This is a genomic window from Microbacterium algihabitans (genome assembly GCF_032464975.1).
Classification (GTDB): Bacteria; Actinomycetota; Actinomycetes; order Actinomycetales; family Microbacteriaceae; genus Microbacterium; species Microbacterium algihabitans.
In genome coordinates, this window is record NZ_JAWDIU010000002.1 from 413,669 (window position 1) to 430,206 (window position 16,538).

Here is a 16,538-nt window from a genome sequence, read left to right on the forward strand (position 1 = left end):
CCAGCCAGGGAAGTCGATCGTTTGCGCCTTCTGCACCGGATGCCGGTGCGCGGCGTTCTCCACGGATTGATCGTCGCGCGCCCCGGGGACGGCGTCGCTCGACCACGGTGGACCGCATGTCTTCTCTCGAGCTTCCCGCGACGTTGCTCCCTGCCGGCACTCTCGTGCACTCGACGCGGAGCCGACGAAGGGGCGAGGTGCTCCGTCTCAATCGGGGTGTGTACGCCCGGCGCGATGAATGGAACGCCCTCGCGCCGTGGCAGCGGTACGGGCTCCGAGTGCAGGCGCACGCGATGTGGCATCCGGATGATGTCTTGTGTCTCGAGTCGGCCGCCGTCCTTCTGGGGCTTCCGCTGGTGGGTGGCGATCATGACATCCATGTCCTTTCCGAACACGGCGCCACCTCTCGGCGCTCGGGCGGAGTGCGTGTGCACACGACGGCAGCCTCAGATCGTACGTTCGCGGAGGTCGACGGCATCCGGGTGACATCGCTCGCCGACACCTGCATCGACATCGCGCGGTCTCGGCACCCCGCTCTGGCGCTCGCCGTCGCCGACGCCACGGTTCGTCGCGACCCCTGGGCGACCTCGCGCTCGTGGTGCTGAACGAGGAGCGTTCATCCGCCCGCGGAAGGAGACAGGCGAGGTGGGCGCTGCATCGCGCCGATCGGGCCGCCGAGTCCCCTCTCGAATCGATCAGCAGAGCCTCGATCGAGTGGCTGGGGTTCCCGGCTCCCGAACTGCAGGAGCGCTTTCCGGCAACGGACGAGCGAGAGGACCGTGTGGATCTCTGGTGGCCCGCACAGAGGATCGCCGGAGAAGCCGACGGTCACCACAAGTACGACGGCCGTTTCGGCGACCCCCTCGAGGCGCTTCGCGCGCGGGAGAAACGCGATCGGCGACTTCTGGCCGCGGGGGTCCGCACCGTGGTGCACTGGGCATGGGACGACGTCGCCGAGGCCACTTCCCTGCGGGCGATGCTGCTGGGCGTCGGGATGCCGATCGTCCGCACCCCCGATCCGGGCCGTTTGGCCTCGCTTCGGGGTGTCCTTCGGGGGTCATTGGCGCGCGAGACTGCATCTCGCTGACAAACCCGCGTCAGGCTGCAACGGAGTTGTCAGCGACATGCAGTCTCGACGTCCGGTGGGGCGCAAGCGTGGCCGGCAGCGCGGCGGGGTACCTCGCGGCGCGGTACCTCGCGGCGCGGTACCTCGCGGCCGACAGCCTCGCCGCCAGCATGCGCGAAACTGCAAGTCGCTGACAAACCCCCGTCAAGCTGCAACAGAGTTGTCAGCGAGATGCAGTCTCGCGAAATGAACGGGCCCGCCGAGCCCTGCCGACCCCGCGCGGCGCCGACCCCGGATGCCGGGAGCCGACGCCGCGCGCGGGTCAGGCGAACGCCTCCGGAGGCGGGCACGAGCAGACCAGGTTGCGGTCTCCGTAGGCCTGGTCGATGCGGCGCGCCGGGGGCCAGTACTTGCCGCGGATCAGCGAGCGCACGGGGTACACCGCGGTCTCGCGCGAGTACGGGTGCTCCCACTCGCCCACCACGACCGTCTCGGCGGTGTGCGGGGCGTTGACCAGCGGGTTGTCGTCGGCGGGCCACTCCCCCGCCGCGACCGCGAGGGCCTCGTGCTTGATCGCGATCATGGCATCCACGAAGCGGTCGAGCTCGGCGAGGTCTTCGCTCTCGGTCGGCTCGACCATCAGGGTGCCGGCGACCGGGAACGACATCGTCGGGGCGTGGAAGCCGTAGTCGATGAGGCGCTTCGCGACGTCGTCGACGGTGACGCCGGTCTGCTCCTTGAGCGGACGCAGGTCGAGGATGCACTCGTGCGCGACGAGTCCGCCCTCACCGGCGTACAGCACCGGGTAGTGCTCGCGCAGGCGCGTGGCGATGTAGTTGGCCGAGAGCACCGCCGCGGCGGTGGCCTGCCGCAGCCCCTCGGCGCCCATCATGCGCACGTACGCCCACGAGATCGGCAGGATGCCGGCGGAGCCGTGCGGAGCGGCCGAGACCGGTCCCCCGTCGAACACGCCACCGGCGTGATCCGCGCGCTGCGAGAACGGGTGCGAGGGCAGGTACGGCGCGAGGTGCGCCTTCGCCGCGACCGGACCCACACCGGGTCCGCCGCCGCCGTGCGGGATCGCGAACGTCTTGTGCAGGTTGAGGTGCGAGACGTCGCCGCCCAGGTCGCCGAAGCGGGCGAAGCCGAGCAGCGCGTTGAGGTTGGCGCCGTCGACGTACACCTGTCCGCCGGCGTCGTGCACGGCCTGCGTGATCTCGAGCACGTCGTGCTCGTACACCCCGTGGGTCGAGGGGTACGTGATCATCAGGGCCGACAGCTCGGCCGCGTGCTGCGCGATCTTCGCGCGCAGGTCGCCGAGGTCGACGTTGCCGGCCTCGTCGCACGCGACGACGACGACCTTCATGCCCGCGAGGATCGCCGAGGCGGCGTTCGTGCCGTGCGCCGACGACGGAATGAGGCACACCGTGCGCTCGGTGTCGCCGTTGGCGAGGTGGTACCCGCGGATCGCGAGGAGCCCCGCGAGCTCGCCCTGTGAACCCGCGTTCGGCTGCAGCGAGACCGCGTCGTAGCCGGTCACCTCGGCCAGCCAGCGCTCGAGCTGCTCGATCATCTCGAGGTAGCCGTGCACGTCGGCCTCAGGGGCGAAGGGGTGCACGCGCGAGAACTCCGGCCACGACACCGCCGCCATCTCGGTGGCCGCGTTGAGCTTCATCGTGCACGAGCCCAGCGGGATCATGCCGCGGTCGAGCGCGTAGTCGCGGTCGGCGAGGGTCTTGAGGTACCGCATCATCGCTGTCTCGCTGCGGTGCGCGTGGAAGACGGGGTGCGTGAGGAACTCGTCGTCGCGGAGCAGGGCCGCATCGATCCCGCGCAGCGCCTCGCCTTCGGGGAGCGTCTCCGTTGCCAGGCCGAAGGCGTCGAGGATGGCCGAGACATCGGCATCCGTCGTCGTCTCATCGACCGAGACGCCCACCGTAGCGTCGTCGACCCAGAGCAGCTGGTAGCCGCGCTCGCGGGCGCGGTCGATCACGTCTTGCGCGCGTCCGGGCACGTGCACGCGCACGGTGTCGAAGAAGGCGTCGCTCGCGAGCGTCAGATCGGAGGAGCGCAGGGCGGATGCCAGGGCGTCGGCCTTGCGCGCGACCTGCGTCGCGATCGCGCGGAGCCCGTCGGGCCCGTGGTACACCGCGTACATCGCCGCCATCACGGCCAGCAGCACCTGGGCGGTGCAGATGTTCGAGGTCGCCTTCTCGCGACGGATGTGCTGCTCGCGCGTCTGCAACGACAGCCGGTACGCGGGGGCGCCGACGGCATCCTGTGACACGCCGACCAAGCGGCCGGGCAGCTGACGCTCGAGGCCCGCACGCACGGCCATGTAGCCGGCGTGGGGTCCGCCGAAGCCGAGGGGCACGCCGAAGCGCTGGGTCGTGCCCACCGCGACGTCGGCGCCGAGCGAGCCGGGCGAGCGCAGCAGGGTCAACGCGAGCAGGTCGGCGGCGGCCACGACGAGACCACCCGCGGCGTGCACCGCCTCGGCGACCGCCGAGAAGTCCCAGATGCGACCGGTCGCGCCAGGGTACTGCACGAACGCGCCGAACGCCTCGGGCACCTCCCCCTCGAACGAGGTCTCGAGAATGCGGATGCCGACGGCCGCGGCGCGGTGGTGCAGCAGCGCCTTGGTCTGCGGCAGCGCGTCGACATCGACCAGGAAGAGGGCGGTCTTCGCCTTCGACGCGCGGCGGGCGACGAGCATGCCCTCCACCACCGCGGTGGACTCGTCGAGCATCGACGCGTTCGCCGTGGCGAGGCCGGTCAGGTCGGTCACCATCGTCTGGAAGTTGATGAGCGCCTCAAGCCGGCCCTGCGAGATCTCGGGCTGGTACGGCGTGTACGCGGTGTACCACGACGGGTTCTCGAGGACGTTGCGCGCGATCACCGACGGCGTGAAGGTGTCGTAGTAGCCGAGACCGATCATCGGGCGGGCGGAGCGGTTGGCGGATGCCAGCTCGCGCAGTTCCGCCAGGGCCTCGGCCTCGGTGGCCGCGGTCGGGATCGCGCTGGTGGCGCGAGCCTGCACGTGGATCGAGGCCGGGACGGCCGTCTCGACGAGTGCCTCGACACTGTCGTAGCCGACGACCTCGAGCATGTGCGCCTGGGCGTCGGGGCCGATGCCGATGTGGCGGTCCGTGAAGGCGGCCGGGGTGCCCGCGTCCGTGCGGGGAGGAAGGAGAGTGCTCATGCGGTGAGGTCCTCGTAGGCGGCGCGGTCGAGCAGGTCGGAGGGAAGGTCGCCCTCGACGCGGATTTTGATGAGCCACCCGCCGGCGAACGGCTCGGCGTTCACCAGCGAGGGGTCGTCGACCACGGCGTCGTTGACCTCGACGACCGTGCCGTTGAGCGGCGCGTAGAGCTCGCCGACCGACTTGGTCGACTCGATCTCGCCGCAGACGTCGCCGGCCGAGACGGCCGAGTCGGCGCCGGGCAGCTCGACGAAGACGACGTCGCCGAGCTTGTCAGCGGCGAAGTCGGTGATGCCGACGGTGGCGATGTCGCCCTCGAGGGCGATCCACTCGTGCTCGGAGGTGTAGCTGAGGGCGGTGAGGTCGGTCATGCGTTTCTCCGATAGAAGGGAAGGGCGGTGACGGTCGCGGGGATGCGGGTTCCGCGCACGTCGATGGACAGTTCGGTTCCGATGGCGGATGCCGCGGGCGCGACGAACGCCATGGCCACGGGGTGGCCGAGAGTGGGGCTGAGGGCGCCGCTGGTGATCTCGCCGACGGTGTCGTCGCCATGCAGCACGGCATAGCCGGCGCGGCCCGCGCGGCGGCCCTCCGAGACGAGACCGACGAGCACGGGGGCGTCGGCGGGACCGGACGACAGGCCGTCCTTTCCGACGAACGCCTCTTTGTCGACGGCGACGACGCGGCCGAGACCCGCCTGCGCGGGGACGATGTCGCGCGAGAGCTCGTGGCCGTACAGCGGCATGCCGGCCTCGAGGCGCAGGGTGTCGCGCGCGGCGAGACCGCACGGAACGAGGCCGCGGTCGGCGCCGGCGGCGAGCGCGGCGTCCCACAGGTCCGCCGCCTGCGCGGTGGGGATCATGAGCTCGTAGCCGTCTTCGCCGGTGTACCCGGTGCGGGCGACGAACAGGGGCGCGCCGTCGAAAGTGCCGTCGGTCCAGGCGTAGTAGCCGAGCTCACCGAGAGCGGTGCCGGTGATCTCGACGCCCGGGGTGGAGCTCAGGATGCCGCGGGCTTCGGGGCCCTGCAGGGCGATGAGGGCGTAACCGTCGGTGACGTCGGCGACCGCGAGGGTTCCGCGAGCGCCGGTCGCTGAGCCTGTCGAAGCGTCCGACGCGGGGACAGCGGTCGCGAGGGTTCCGCCAGCGCCGGTCGCTGAGCCTGTCGAAGCGTCCGACGCGGGGACAGCGGTCGCGAGGGTTCCGCCAGCGCCGGTCGCTGAGCCTGTCGAAGCGTCCGACGCGGGGACCCACGTGCGCTGCGCCAGGTCGAACGCCGCCGCCACGGCATCCCGATTGCCGGCATTGGAGATGACGAGGAAGCTCTGCTCCCCCAAGCGGTAGACGATGACGTCGTCGACGATGCCGCCGCTCTCGGCGAGCACGAGCGAGTACTTCGCCTTGCCGATCTTCATGGTCGACAGGCGCCCGGCGAGCACGTAGTCGAGGAACGCGGCCGCCGCGTCGCCCTCGACGCGGAACTCGGCCATGTGCGAGATGTCGAACAGCCCCGCGGCTTCGCGCACGGCGCGGTGCTCGGCGAGGTCGGAGGTGTAGCGCACGGGCATGTTCCAGCCGCCGAAGTCGGTGAACGAGGCGCCGAGGGCCTCGTGCCGATCGTTCAGCGGGGACGTGCGCGGTGGAGCGGGGGTTTCGGTCATGAGTTCTGCCGTTCGCGATGACGGACAGACGCCGGGCGGCGCCTGAAGAACTCCCCCTCTGTCATGGGCCTGAGAGTTTCACCGCGCGACTCGCGCGGCTTTCACCGTCGGCGGGCTCGGGGACGTGGCATCCCGAACCTCTTTCCAGAGTGGCCCGATCGACGCGGTACGCGTACCTGAGAGATTGGCGGGGAGGCTTGCTCCTTCGGTGCCCGGCTGCGTTCGCCGGAGCTCTCCCGCATCGATCATGGGGCCGGTGTGGACTTGTGGGGTCAGCCTAGCGGAGCACCGGCTCACCGCGGGAGACGCACAGAGGTTGCCCTGGTCGGCGGGCCGCCGGACTCGTGCGCGATCAGTCCCGCGTGCAGGTGCCGGATGCCACGGGCGTCGACAACGCGTCGATCTGGGCCATCACCGGCTCGAGCTCGGCGGGGGTCATGGCGTAGCCGACGTTGTCGTCGGTGTCGGAGCGGGCGAACACGATGCCCGCGACCTGGCCGTCGGTGGTGAGCAGCGGGCCGCCGGAGTTGCCGGGGCGCACGATGCCGGCGATCGCGTAGATGTCGCGGGGTGCGGAGCTGTCGTCGTAGATGTCGGGGACCGGCACGGTTCCCTCCGAGATCACCTGCGCACTGCCCGAGGTGAACGGACCACCACCGGGGTAGCCCTGCACGACGGCGGGAGAACCGACGGCGAGCGCCGATGAGATCGGCAGGGCTCGCGCATCGAGCTGGTCGACCGAGACCACGGCGATATCGTCGATGGGGTCGAAGTAGACCACGCGGCCTTCGCGCGCCGGCTGGCCGGGCAGTTCGACCAGGGGCGCGTCGACGCCTGCGACCACGTGCGCGTTGGTGACCACTCTGTCGTCGGCCACGACGAAACCGGAGCCGCTGGAGGTGACACCGCAGGCGTAGGCCGTACCCGAGACGCGGGCGACCGACTGCGCGGCCTGCGTGAGCGCGGGGTCGTCGAGCGCGATCGAGGGAGTGGTGGGAACGGGGCCGATCTGGATGAGGTCGGGGAAGCGCGGGATCCCCCCGGCGAACACCTGACCGCGCAGGTCGCCGAGAGCGGTGCGCACCGGCGGCGGGGTGAGGTCGTCGATCGTGCGGACGACGACAGAGGAGCCGAGGGCCGCCGACACGACCGGCAAGCCCACGGGGGTGAGCGCGCCGGCGACGAACGAGATGACCAGACTGGCCGCGGCGACGTTGACCACCCCGCCGAGCAGCCGCTCGGGAACGCGCAGCTTGATGCGATCCGCGCCCCGGCGGAAGAAGCTGCCGACGCTGCCGCCGAGGAACGCTCCGAGGAACAGCAGGAGGGTGCCCGCGGCGATCATCGCCGGCCCACGCCACGAGGGATCGGTGACCCATTGCCCGACGAACGGCGTCGCCCAGTACGCGGCGAGCGCGCCGAGCGCAAGTCCGGCGAAGAAGCCGATGGTGGCGAGGAAGCCCCGCGAGAGGCCTGAAACGAGCGCGATCGCCAGAAGGACGATCAGGGCGATGTCGACGATCGGCATCCGGACCTCCTGAATCCCTTCGAGGCTAGGACGCGCATCTGAGAGAACCCTTTCGACGCGCGGGGCCGGCGCGGCCGGGCGGTGCGGCCAGGCGGAGCTGCTGTGTCCCCCTCTCGCCGTTCGGGGCGGATCCCGCCGTTCGGGGCGGCAATTTCGCGCCCCGAACGACGGGGTGCGCCCCAAACCGTATGCGTCCGCCGCGCGATTCGCCCTTCGAGTCGGAATGACACTAAGATCGTTCCCGGAGATATGGTCACCATGACACGAACCCCTCAGCCCGAGTCCCGCGACGCCGATGTGCGCGTCGCGGTGTCGACCGTGATCTTCAGCGTGCGCCGTGACGCCGACGACGAACCGGTCCTCTCACTCCCCCTGGTGCGCCGCACGCGCGACCCCTTCGACGGGCGGTGGGCGCTGCCCGGCGGCTGGCTCGACGCGACCGAAGAGCTCGATGCCGCGGCATCCCGAACCCTCGCTGAAACCACCGGCCTCACCCCCAGCTACCTCGAGCAGCTGTATGCGTTCGGGGCCGTGGACCGCTCCCCCACCCGGGTGGTGTCGATCGTGTACTGGGCGCTGCTGCGCTCCGACGAAGTCGACGCCCAGGTGGCCGCGCACGCCCGCGAGGGCGACGCCCCCGAGAACGTCGAGTGGTTCGACGCGACCGACCTGCCGACCCTCGCCTTCGACCACAACGACATCGTCGAGTACACGCTGTGGCGCCTGCGCAACAAGGTCGGCTACAGCCGCATCGCGCACGGCCTGCTGCCCGATGAGTTCACGCTCGCCGACCTGCGCGAAGTGACCGAGTCGATCCTCGGCAAGCGCCTCGACCCGGCGAACTTCCGCCGCCAGGTCGACACGTCCGACACCCTCATCCCGACCGAGCGCTTCCGCACCGGAAGCCACCGACCCGCCCGCCTCTACCGCTACAACCGCGACGTGGAGCTCGCCGACCGCGGCCCGCTCCCGTCCCGTCACTGATCGGAAACGCCCATGTCCGCCACGCCTCTCACCCTGCAGCCCCGCCCCGCGATCGACCCCAGCGTCGATCACGCGATCCAGGCGATCGTCTCGGGCGCCTCGACCGATGCGACCTGCACGACCGACCTCGCCGTCGGCCCCTGGGACTTCGACACGCGCCCCGGCTACGGCCCGGGCTCGTCGATGGGCGACGTCATCCCCACGGGGGCGCCGCGCCAGGGCGAGTTGCCGCAGGAGTATCGCGACGCGTCCGACGACGAGCTCGACGCCCGCGTCCGCGCAGCGAAGCAGACGCTCGGCGACCGGGTGGTCGTGCTCGGGCACTTCTACCAGCGCGAGGAGGTCGTGCGTCACGCCGACTACGTGGGCGATTCGTTCCAGCTCGCGAACGCCGCCAAAGAACGGCCCGAGGCCGAGGCGATCGTGTTCTGCGGCGTGCACTTCATGGCCGAGACCGCCGACCTGCTGTCGCGCCCCGACCAGGCCGTGATCCTGCCGAACCTGGCCGCGGGCTGCTCGATGGCCGACATGGCCGACATCGACCAGGTCGAGGAGTGCTGGGAGCAGCTCGAAGACGTGCTCGGAGACCTCGAGACCCCGGATGCCGAGGGCCTGGTCCCCGTGATCCCGGTGACGTACATGAACTCCTCCGCCGCCATCAAGGGTTTCGTCGGTCGTCACGGCGGCATCGTCTGCACCTCGTCGAACGCGCGGACGGTGCTGGAGTGGGCGTTCGCGCGCGGTCGTCGCGTGCTGTTCTTCCCCGACCAACACCTGGGCCGCAACACCGCGAAGGCGATGGGCGTGCCCCTCGAGCAGATGCCGATGTGGAACCCGCGCAAGCCGCTCGGCGGCTCGACGGCCGAGGTGATCGAAGACAGCCGCGTGATCCTCTGGCACGGATTCTGCTCGGTGCACCGCCGCTTCACCGTCGACCAGATCGACAAGGCCCGCGCCGAGCACCCCGGCGTGCGCGTGATCGTGCACCCCGAGTGCCCGATGGACGTGGTCGACGCCGCCGACGAAGCGGGCTCGACCGACATCATCCGCAAGGCCATCGCCGCGGCGACCGAGCCCACGACCTTCGCGATCGGCACCGAGATCAACCTCGTGCAGCGCCTGGCCGCTCAGTACCCGCAGCACGAGATCTTCTGCCTCGACCCGGTGGTCTGCCCCTGCTCGACGATGTATCGCATCCACCCCGGCTACCTGGCCTGGGTGCTCGAGTCGCTCGTCGCGGGCGAGGTCGTCAACCGCATCACGGTCCCGGCCGACGTCGCAGCGCCTGCGACCGTCGCCCTCGAGCGCATGCTCGCGGCCAAGCCGAACGGCGCCGTGAAATGACCACCGTCGTCGTGGTGGGCAGCGGCATCGCCGGTCTCACGGCGGCGCTGCACGCGGCCGAGAGCGGATGCCGCGTCACGGTCGTGACCAAGGGCGCACTGCCCGACACCAACACGCGGTGCGCGCAGGGCGGGATCGCGGCGGTCACCTCCCCCGCTGACACCGTGGCCTCGCACGCCGCCGACACGCTGACCGCCGGCGCGGGACTGAATGATCCGGATGCCGTGGACGTGCTCGTCGGCGAGGGTCCGGCCCGTATCTCGGAGCTCGTCGAGCGCGGCGTGGACTTCGATCGCGCCGCCGACGGCGACTTCTCGCGGGGGCTGGAGGCGGCTCACGCCGTGGCACGCGTCCTGCACGCGGGCGGCGACGCGACGGGAGCGGCGATCCAGGCCGCTCTCGGCGATGCGGTCCGGGACTCGGGGATCGAGCTGCGCGAACACGCGCTGCTGCGCGACCTGGTCATCGCCGACGGCCGCGTCGTCGGCATCCAGCTCGACGGCGGCGAGCGCCTCACCGCCGACGCGGTGATCCTCGCCACCGGCGGGGCGGGTCAGCTCTACGCCCACACCACCAACCCGTTGGGCGCGACCGCCGACGGCATCGCCGCGGCGATCCGCGCGGGCGCCGCGGTGGCCGATCTCGAGTTCGTGCAGTTCCACCCCACGGCCCTCACCGTGGGCGCGCCGTTCCTCGTGTCGGAGGCCGTGCGCGGAGACGGCGCGACCCTCGTCGACGACGCCGGCCGCCGCTTCGCGTTCGACGCCCACCCCGACGGCGAGCTCGCCCCGCGCGACGTCGTGGCCCGCGCCAACGCGCGCGCGATGGCCGCGCAGGGCGGTCGCCCCGTTCGGCTCGATGCCACCGCGATCGGCGGCGAGCGCCTCGCGCAGCGCTTCCCCACGATCGACGCCGCGGTGCGCGAGCGGGGTCTCGACTGGGGCCGCGAGCCGATCCCGGTGACCCCCGCTGCGCACTACCTGATGGGCGGGGTCGTCACCGACCTCGACGGGCGCACGACGGTGCCCGGGCTGTACGCGGTCGGCGAGACCGCCCGCACGGGCGTGCACGGAGCCAACCGCCTGGCCTCGAACTCCCTGCTCGAGGGCGCCGTGTTCGGTGCGCGCGCCGGCGAGGCGGTGGCCCGCGACGTGGCCTGGCCCGTTGCACCCGTCGCGCCCGTCCCCCTTCGGGAGGTTCCCGATGCCGCGGCCCCGCCCTTCACGCGTGCAGCACTTCAGCAGCTGATGTGGACCGATGCGGGGCTCATGCGCGATGCCGCGGGACTCACCCGGGCCGCCGGCATCCTGGCCGCGTGGCGCGGAGGCTCCGAAGCCCTGGACGTCGAAGACGCCAACCTCCTCCTCGTCGCCTCGCACGTGGTCGACGCGGCGCTGCGGCGCACGGCATCCGTGGGTGCGCACTTCCGTTCCGACGCCGCCACGCCCACCCCCGCCGTCGATGCCCCCGCGGCCGACGCCGCCGCGCGGGTCACCGCCTCCGCCCGCGCGACCGCCGCCGCGGCATCCGCCCCCTCCCCCTCGAAGGTCCTCGCATGCTGAGCCGTTCCGCCATCGACCGTGTCGTCACCGCCGCTCTCGAAGAAGATGCCCCGTGGGGCGACCTCACGAGCGAGACGCTCATCCCCGAGAACGCCGTCGCCCGCGCGGAGCTCGTCGCGCGCGTCGAGGGCGTCTTCAGCGGCGCCGCGGTGTTCGCCGCCGCCTTCACCCTCACCGATCCCTCGACCTCCGTCGAGCGGCTCGTCGTCGACGGCGAGCGCTTCGCCCCCGGTGACACACTCGCGGTGGTCACCGGTCCCGCCCGCGCGGTGCTGACAGCCGAGCGCATCGGGCTCAACTTCGTGCAGCGCATGTCGGGCATCGCGACCCTCACCGCCCGCTACGTCGCCGAGGTCGCGCACACCGGCGCGCGCATCGTCGACACGCGCAAGACCACGCCCGGCCTCCGCGCGATCGAGCGACAGGCCGTGCGCGACGGCGGCGGTCACAACCACCGTTTCTCCCTGTCGGATGCCGTGATGGCCAAAGACAACCACCTCGCCGTGCTCACCGCTCAGGGACTGTCGGTGACGCAGGCCCTCGAGAGCGCGATCGCGCGGCTCCCCCACACCACTCACGTCGAGGTCGAGGTCGACCGCCTCGAGCAGATCGACGCGGTGCTCGCGGCCGGGGTCGGCACGATCATGCTCGACAACTTCTCGCTCGACGACCTGCGCACCGGGGTCGCCCGCATCGCCGGCGCCGCGCAGGTCGAGGCCTCCGGGGGCGTCACACTCGAGACCGTCCGCGCGATCGCCGAGACCGGCGTCGACGTCATCTCGGTCGGAGCGCTCACGCACTCGGCATCCGCCCTCGACCTCGGGCTCGACATCCGCATCGAGACGGCGTGAGCCTCTACCTCGACAACGCCGCCACCACCCCCGTGCGCCCCGAGGTGCTCGAGGCCATGACCCCGTACCTCACCCGCTACTTCGGCAACCCGTCGAGCCATCACGAGGTGGGTGAGGCCGCGGCATCCGCCCTCGACGACGCCCGCCGTCGCGTCGCCGCCGTGCTGGGCATGCGTCCCGGAGACGTGCTGTTCACCTCGGGCGGCACCGAGTCGAACAACGCGGCGATCAAGGGGATCGTGCTGGGCTCGGGACGCCGGCATCTCGTGACCACAGCGATCGAGCACGAATCGGTGCTCGCCTCCGCCGACTACCTGCAGCGCCTGCACGGCGTCGAGGTCACCCACGCTCCCGTCGACGAGACGGGGACGCTGACCCCCGACGCCCTCGCCGCAGCACTGCGCGACGACACGGCCCTCGTGTCGGTCGGCTACGCCAACAACGAGATCGGCACGGTGCAAGACGTCGCGGCGCTCGCCGCCGTCGCACACGCACGCGGAGTGCCCCTGCACCTCGACGCCGTGCAGGCCGCGGGGTGGCTGCCGCTGTCGGGGACGGGGGCGGATGCCGTGACCATCGCCGGACACAAGCTCGGCGCCCCGAAGGGCACGGGAATCCTCGCCGTGCGCGGACGCCTCCCGTTCGAGCCCCTGCTGCACGGCGGAGGGCAGGAGCGCGGACGCCGCTCGGGCACCCCCGACGTCGCGGGAGCCGTGGGCATCACGACCGCCCTCACCCTCGCCGAGGCCGAGAGGGCCGAAGAGGCCGCCCGGGTCGGCGCCCTGCGCGACGCCTTCATCGCCCGCGTGCTCGCTCTCGTGCCGACCGCCCGTGTGACGGGTCACCCCACGCATCGCCTCCCCGGCACGGCGAGCTTCGTGTTCCCCGGCACCAACGGCGAGACCGTGCTGCTCGAGTTGGAACGGCACGGCATCGTGTCATCGAGTGGATCCGCGTGCGCGGCGGGCAGCGACGAGGCCTCGCACGTGCTGCTCGCGATCGGCGTCGACCACGACGAGGCCCGCACCGCCGTGCGGTTCACGCTTCCGCACGGCCTCACCGCTTCTCTCGACGACGTGGCGGATGCCGTCGCCGCCGCCGTCACCGCCGTAGGATCGCGCGGGTGAGTTCCACCGCCGTCACCGTCATCGTCCCCGGGTTCGACGTCGCCGAGTACGCGGAGGAGGCCCTCGACTCCCTCCGCGCGCAGACGCACCCGCACTGGACGGCCGTGCTCGTCGACGACGGCTCGACCGACGACACCACCCGCCTGTTCGCCGACGCCGAGGCGGACGACCCGCGCTTCCGCTTCGTGCGCCACGACGAGCAGCGCGGACTCGGCGCCGCCCGCAACTCCGGCCTCGCACTCGTCGAGACGCCCTACACCGCGTTCCTCGACGCCGACGACGTGATGCGCCCCGACGCCCTCTCGCGCCTGGCCGACACGCTCGACCGCTCCGGCAGCGCCTTCGTCGTGGGGGCGTACGTGCGTCTGCGTCCGGATGCCGAGGGCCCCGGCTACACCGCAGGCGACGTGCAACCGTGGGTGACGGCCGCCACCGACCCGGCGCGCGAGGGCGTCTCGCTGGAGCAGCACCCCGCGGCATCCGGGAACATCGTCGCGTGGTCGAAGCTCAGCCGCACCGACTTCTGGCGCGAGCACGACCTGCGCTTCCCCGAGGGCCGCTACTACGAAGACCAGGTGATCGCGCAGCGCATGTACACCCTGGCGCCCGCCTTCGACACGATCCCCGACGTGGTGGTCGAGTGGCGCCAGCGGCGCGACGGCGGCTCGATCACGCAACGCCTCGGCGAGGTCGACGTGCTGCGCGACTACCTCGTAGCCCTCGGCGAGGGGATTGCCGTGCTTCGTGCCGCGGGAGCCGACGCGGCCGTGCGCGAACGCGGGGCCCTGATCCGCACGCTGGACCTGCCGCCGCTCGAGCGCCTCGCCGAGACGCACCCCGACCCGGCGTACCGGATCGCGCTCGAGTCGTTCACAGCGATGCTGCCCGGCTGACGCGCGGGCGCAGCGCGGCGGGCGCCGCGCTGCGGGCGCCGCGGCGCTGGGGGTGCCGCGGCCGCCGGGGTGCGGCGACCGCCGGGATCGCGAGACTGCATCTCGCTGACACATCCGTTGCAGCCTGACGTCGGGTTGTCAGCGAGATGCAGTCTCACGCGGTCCCCATGAGTGCAGGCACCCGCGGGGGCCCGGCCCCTTCGACAGGCTCAGGATCCTCCGACGGAACTTCGCGTCAGGCCGGAGCCTCGTCGGCGCGACGCGAGGGCAGGGCCGCGCGGGCCAGACCCGCTGCGTCGAGCTGTTCCTCGGCGAGCACGAACGACGAGGCCAGCTGCTCGGCGGCGAGGCTCGCGTACAAGCCACCTCGGGCCAGAAGTTCGCTGTGGGTTCCCGATTCGACGATGCGGCCGGCATCCACCACGTGGATCTGATCCGCGCCGATCACCGTCGACAGGCGGTGCGCGATCGACAGGGTCGTACGGCCGTGCGACGCCGTCTCGAGGGCCTCCTGCACGATGCGCTCCGACACGGTGTCGAGGGCGCTCGTCGCCTCGTCGAGCAGCAGCACCGGCGGGTCTTTCAGCAGCACGCGCGCGATGGCGATGCGCTGCTTCTCGCCGCCCGAGAGGCGATAGCCGCGCTCGCCCACGACCGTGTCGTACCCGGCCTCGAACGACGAGATGACGTGGTGGATGTTCGCCGCCCGGCACGCGGCCTCGATCTCGTCGTCGGTCGCGTCGGGGCGGGCGTAGCGGAGGTTCTCGCGCACCGTGGCGTGGAAGAGGTAGGTCTCCTGCGAGACGATGCCGATCTCGTCGATGATCGACGCGCGGTCGAGGGTGCGCACGTCGGCGCCCGAGAACATCACGGCCCCGCCGCTGGCCTCGTACATGCGCGGCGTGAGGTACAGGATCGTCGTCTTACCCGCGCCAGACGGACCGACGAAGGCGACGTGCTGACCGGGCTCGACCGTGAACGAGACGCCGTCGAGCGTCGGACGCGCCTGTTCGGGGGCGTCGGGGTAGCGGAACTCGACGTCGCGGAACTCGATCCGCCCGACCGGCCCGGGCGCCGCCGACACCGGCTTCGCGTCGGGCACGTCGACGATCGCGGGACGCAGGTCGAGGTACTCGAAGATGCGGGCGAACAGCGCCGACGAGGTCTGCACATCGAGGGCGACGCGCATGAGGCCCATGAGCGGCATGAGCAGGCGCGCCTGGACTGTGGTGAACGCCACGATCGTGCCGGCGGTGATCGCTCCGGCGCCTCCGCCGATGAGGTAGCCCGAGACGAGGTAGATGATCGCCGGGACGCTCGACATGATGACCTGGACGACGGCGAAGAAGCCCTGACCGCTCATGGCCCGCCGCACCTGCAGATGCACCTGGTTGTCGTTCTCGGCGTCGAAGCGCGCCGATTCCGTGCGCTGGCGATTGAACGACTTCGACAACAGGATGCCGCTGACACTCAGCGTCTCTTGCGTGATCGCCGACAGCTCCGACAGCGATTCCTGCGTCTCGCCGGCGATACGCGCGCGCACCTGGCCCACGCGTCGCTGCACGAAGATGAGGAACGGCATGAGCGCGATGGCGATGAGGGTCAGGCGCCAATCGATCAGGATCATCGCCACCAGCGAGGCGATCACCGTCACCGCGTTGCCGAGGATGCTCGTGACCGTGTTGGTCAGCACGCCCGAGACCCCGCCGACGTCGTTCTGCAGACGCGACTGGATGACGCCGGTCTTGGTGCGGGTGAAGAAGCCGAGCTCCATCGACTGCAGGTGGTCGAACAGACGGGTGCGCAGGTCGCCGGTCACCCGGTTGCCGACCGTGGCGGTGAGCCACGTCTGGGCGACGTTGAGCCCCGCCGAGAAGAGGAACAGCACGATCATGATGCTGACCAGCGTCGCGAGCAGCCGCAGATCAGGACTCGAGCCGTCGACGGGGAAGAGCGCGTCGTCGAAGATGCGCTGCACGAGCAGCGGAGGGATCACGGCCACGGCGGCGCCGACGACCACCAGCACGGCGGTCCAGACGATGCGCCACCGGTAGGGACGGAAGAGCTCGACCACGCGCCGACCGAGGTTCGCGACCCGCGGCGCCTGCGCGTTGCGGCGCCGCTGCGACTCGGCGTCGACGCCGCGGAACATGCTCCCGCCCATCCCGCCCATGCTCATGCGGGCCAGCCTACGTCCGACCACCGACACCGGCTCGCGAGGCCTCGATGTCGGGGCCTCTCGATAGACTCGGCGCGCCCGCCGCGGCATCCGGAACGAGAAATGTCTCGATGCCGGAATATCCCGCCGGCGGCCGCCGTTG

At 71.5% G+C, this 16,538-nt stretch carries 13 protein-coding genes and 2 riboswitches; of the genes, 8 read left to right on the forward strand and 5 right to left on the reverse strand.

Annotated elements, in window-relative coordinates:
• Positions 1-482: 482 nt before the first annotated feature.
• Together RWH43_RS09205 and RWH43_RS09210 are read left to right on the forward strand one after the other, a co-directional pair.
• Entirely contained in the window at positions 483-605 is a 123-nt protein-coding gene (locus RWH43_RS09205) for a hypothetical protein (RefSeq protein ID WP_316001302.1), read from the forward strand.
• A complete protein-coding gene (locus RWH43_RS09210) occupies positions 596-1,087 on the forward strand; it encodes a hypothetical protein (RefSeq protein ID WP_316001303.1) in 492 nt (163 codons plus the stop codon). The genes RWH43_RS09205 and RWH43_RS09210 overlap by 10 nt, the downstream gene beginning before the upstream one ends.
• A 301-nt stretch (positions 1,088-1,388) precedes the next feature.
• Here the strand turns inward: RWH43_RS09210 and gcvP are convergent, their stop codons facing one another.
• The 4 genes from gcvP to RWH43_RS09230 form a co-directional block, all read right to left on the reverse strand.
• Positions 1,389-4,268, reverse strand: a complete 2,880-nt coding sequence (gene gcvP, locus RWH43_RS09215; RefSeq protein WP_316001304.1) for an aminomethyl-transferring glycine dehydrogenase — start codon at positions 4,266-4,268, stop codon at positions 1,389-1,391.
• Complete coding sequence (gene gcvH, locus RWH43_RS09220) at positions 4,265-4,639, reverse strand: glycine cleavage system protein GcvH (RefSeq protein WP_056230424.1); 375 nt, start codon at positions 4,637-4,639, stop codon at positions 4,265-4,267. Before gcvH ends, gcvP begins: the two co-directional genes overlap by 4 nt.
• Positions 4,636-5,928 (reverse strand): glycine cleavage system aminomethyltransferase GcvT, encoded by a 1,293-nt coding sequence (locus RWH43_RS09225; RefSeq protein WP_154096368.1) that lies wholly within the window; start codon positions 5,926-5,928, stop codon positions 4,636-4,638. The genes gcvH and RWH43_RS09225 overlap by 4 nt, the downstream gene beginning before the upstream one ends.
• A gap of 48 nt (positions 5,929-5,976) precedes the next feature.
• Positions 5,977-6,082, reverse strand: a riboswitch (glycine riboswitch).
• Positions 6,083-6,177, reverse strand: a riboswitch (glycine riboswitch).
• A 103-nt stretch (positions 6,178-6,280) separates the two neighbouring features.
• Entirely contained in the window at positions 6,281-7,456 is a 1,176-nt protein-coding gene (locus RWH43_RS09230) for a MarP family serine protease (RefSeq protein ID WP_230704857.1), read from the reverse strand.
• Positions 7,457-7,714: 258 nt separating this feature from the next.
• On the opposite strand from RWH43_RS09230, the gene RWH43_RS09235 reads away from it, so the two are divergent.
• Genes RWH43_RS09235 through RWH43_RS09260 form a run of 6 tightly spaced genes read left to right on the forward strand, consistent with a single transcriptional unit; the run spans position 7,715 to position 14,217 of the window.
• A complete protein-coding gene (locus tag RWH43_RS09235; RefSeq protein ID WP_373459171.1) occupies positions 7,715-8,440 on the forward strand; it encodes an NUDIX hydrolase in 726 nt (241 codons plus the stop codon).
• A gap of 12 nt (positions 8,441-8,452) precedes the next feature.
• A complete protein-coding gene (gene nadA / locus RWH43_RS09240) occupies positions 8,453-9,784 on the forward strand; it encodes a quinolinate synthase NadA (RefSeq protein WP_144835202.1) in 1,332 nt (443 codons plus the stop codon).
• Positions 9,781-11,346: an L-aspartate oxidase gene (gene nadB, locus RWH43_RS09245; RefSeq protein ID WP_316001305.1), complete on the forward strand. Its 1,566-nt coding sequence runs from the start codon at positions 9,781-9,783 to the stop codon at positions 11,344-11,346. Before nadA ends, nadB begins: the two co-directional genes overlap by 4 nt.
• The gene (nadC, locus tag RWH43_RS09250) at positions 11,340-12,197 is read left to right on the forward strand and encodes a carboxylating nicotinate-nucleotide diphosphorylase (protein ID WP_316001306.1); all 858 of its coding nucleotides are present in this window, start codon (positions 11,340-11,342) and stop codon (positions 12,195-12,197) included. The genes nadB and nadC overlap by 7 nt, the downstream gene beginning before the upstream one ends.
• Positions 12,194-13,324 (forward strand): cysteine desulfurase family protein, encoded by a 1,131-nt coding sequence (locus tag RWH43_RS09255; RefSeq protein ID WP_316001307.1) that lies wholly within the window; start codon positions 12,194-12,196, stop codon positions 13,322-13,324. Before nadC ends, RWH43_RS09255 begins: the two co-directional genes overlap by 4 nt.
• A complete protein-coding gene (locus tag RWH43_RS09260; RefSeq protein WP_316001308.1) occupies positions 13,321-14,217 on the forward strand; it encodes a glycosyltransferase family 2 protein in 897 nt (298 codons plus the stop codon). Before RWH43_RS09255 ends, RWH43_RS09260 begins: the two co-directional genes overlap by 4 nt.
• 235 nt (positions 14,218-14,452) lie before the next feature.
• Here the strand turns inward: RWH43_RS09260 and RWH43_RS09265 are convergent, their stop codons facing one another.
• Positions 14,453-16,390 carry an ABC transporter ATP-binding protein gene (locus RWH43_RS09265; RefSeq protein WP_262346232.1) on the reverse strand — a complete coding sequence of 646 codons (1,938 nt, stop codon included), beginning with the start codon at positions 16,388-16,390 and terminating at the stop codon, positions 14,453-14,455.
• Between the last annotated feature and the right edge of the window lie 148 nt (positions 16,391-16,538).

Coding starts and splice junctions, on each gene's coding strand:
- nadC (WP_316001306.1), top strand. CDS start 11,340: ATGCTGAGCCGTTCCGCCATCGACCGTGTCGTCACCGCCGCTCTCGAA.
- gcvH (WP_056230424.1), bottom strand. CDS start 4,639: ATGACCGACCTCACCGCCCTCAGCTACACCTCCGAGCACGAGTGGATC.
- nadA (WP_144835202.1), top strand. CDS start 8,453: ATGTCCGCCACGCCTCTCACCCTGCAGCCCCGCCCCGCGATCGACCCC.
- nadB (WP_316001305.1), top strand. CDS start 9,781: ATGACCACCGTCGTCGTGGTGGGCAGCGGCATCGCCGGTCTCACGGCG.
- RWH43_RS09235 (WP_373459171.1), top strand. CDS start 7,715: ATGACACGAACCCCTCAGCCCGAGTCCCGCGACGCCGATGTGCGCGTC.
- gcvP (WP_316001304.1), bottom strand. CDS start 4,268: ATGAGCACTCTCCTTCCTCCCCGCACGGACGCGGGCACCCCGGCCGCC.
- RWH43_RS09265 (WP_262346232.1), bottom strand. CDS start 16,390: ATGGGCGGGATGGGCGGGAGCATGTTCCGCGGCGTCGACGCCGAGTCG.
- RWH43_RS09225 (WP_154096368.1), bottom strand. CDS start 5,928: ATGACCGAAACCCCCGCTCCACCGCGCACGTCCCCGCTGAACGATCGG.
- RWH43_RS09230 (WP_230704857.1), bottom strand. CDS start 7,456: ATGCCGATCGTCGACATCGCCCTGATCGTCCTTCTGGCGATCGCGCTC.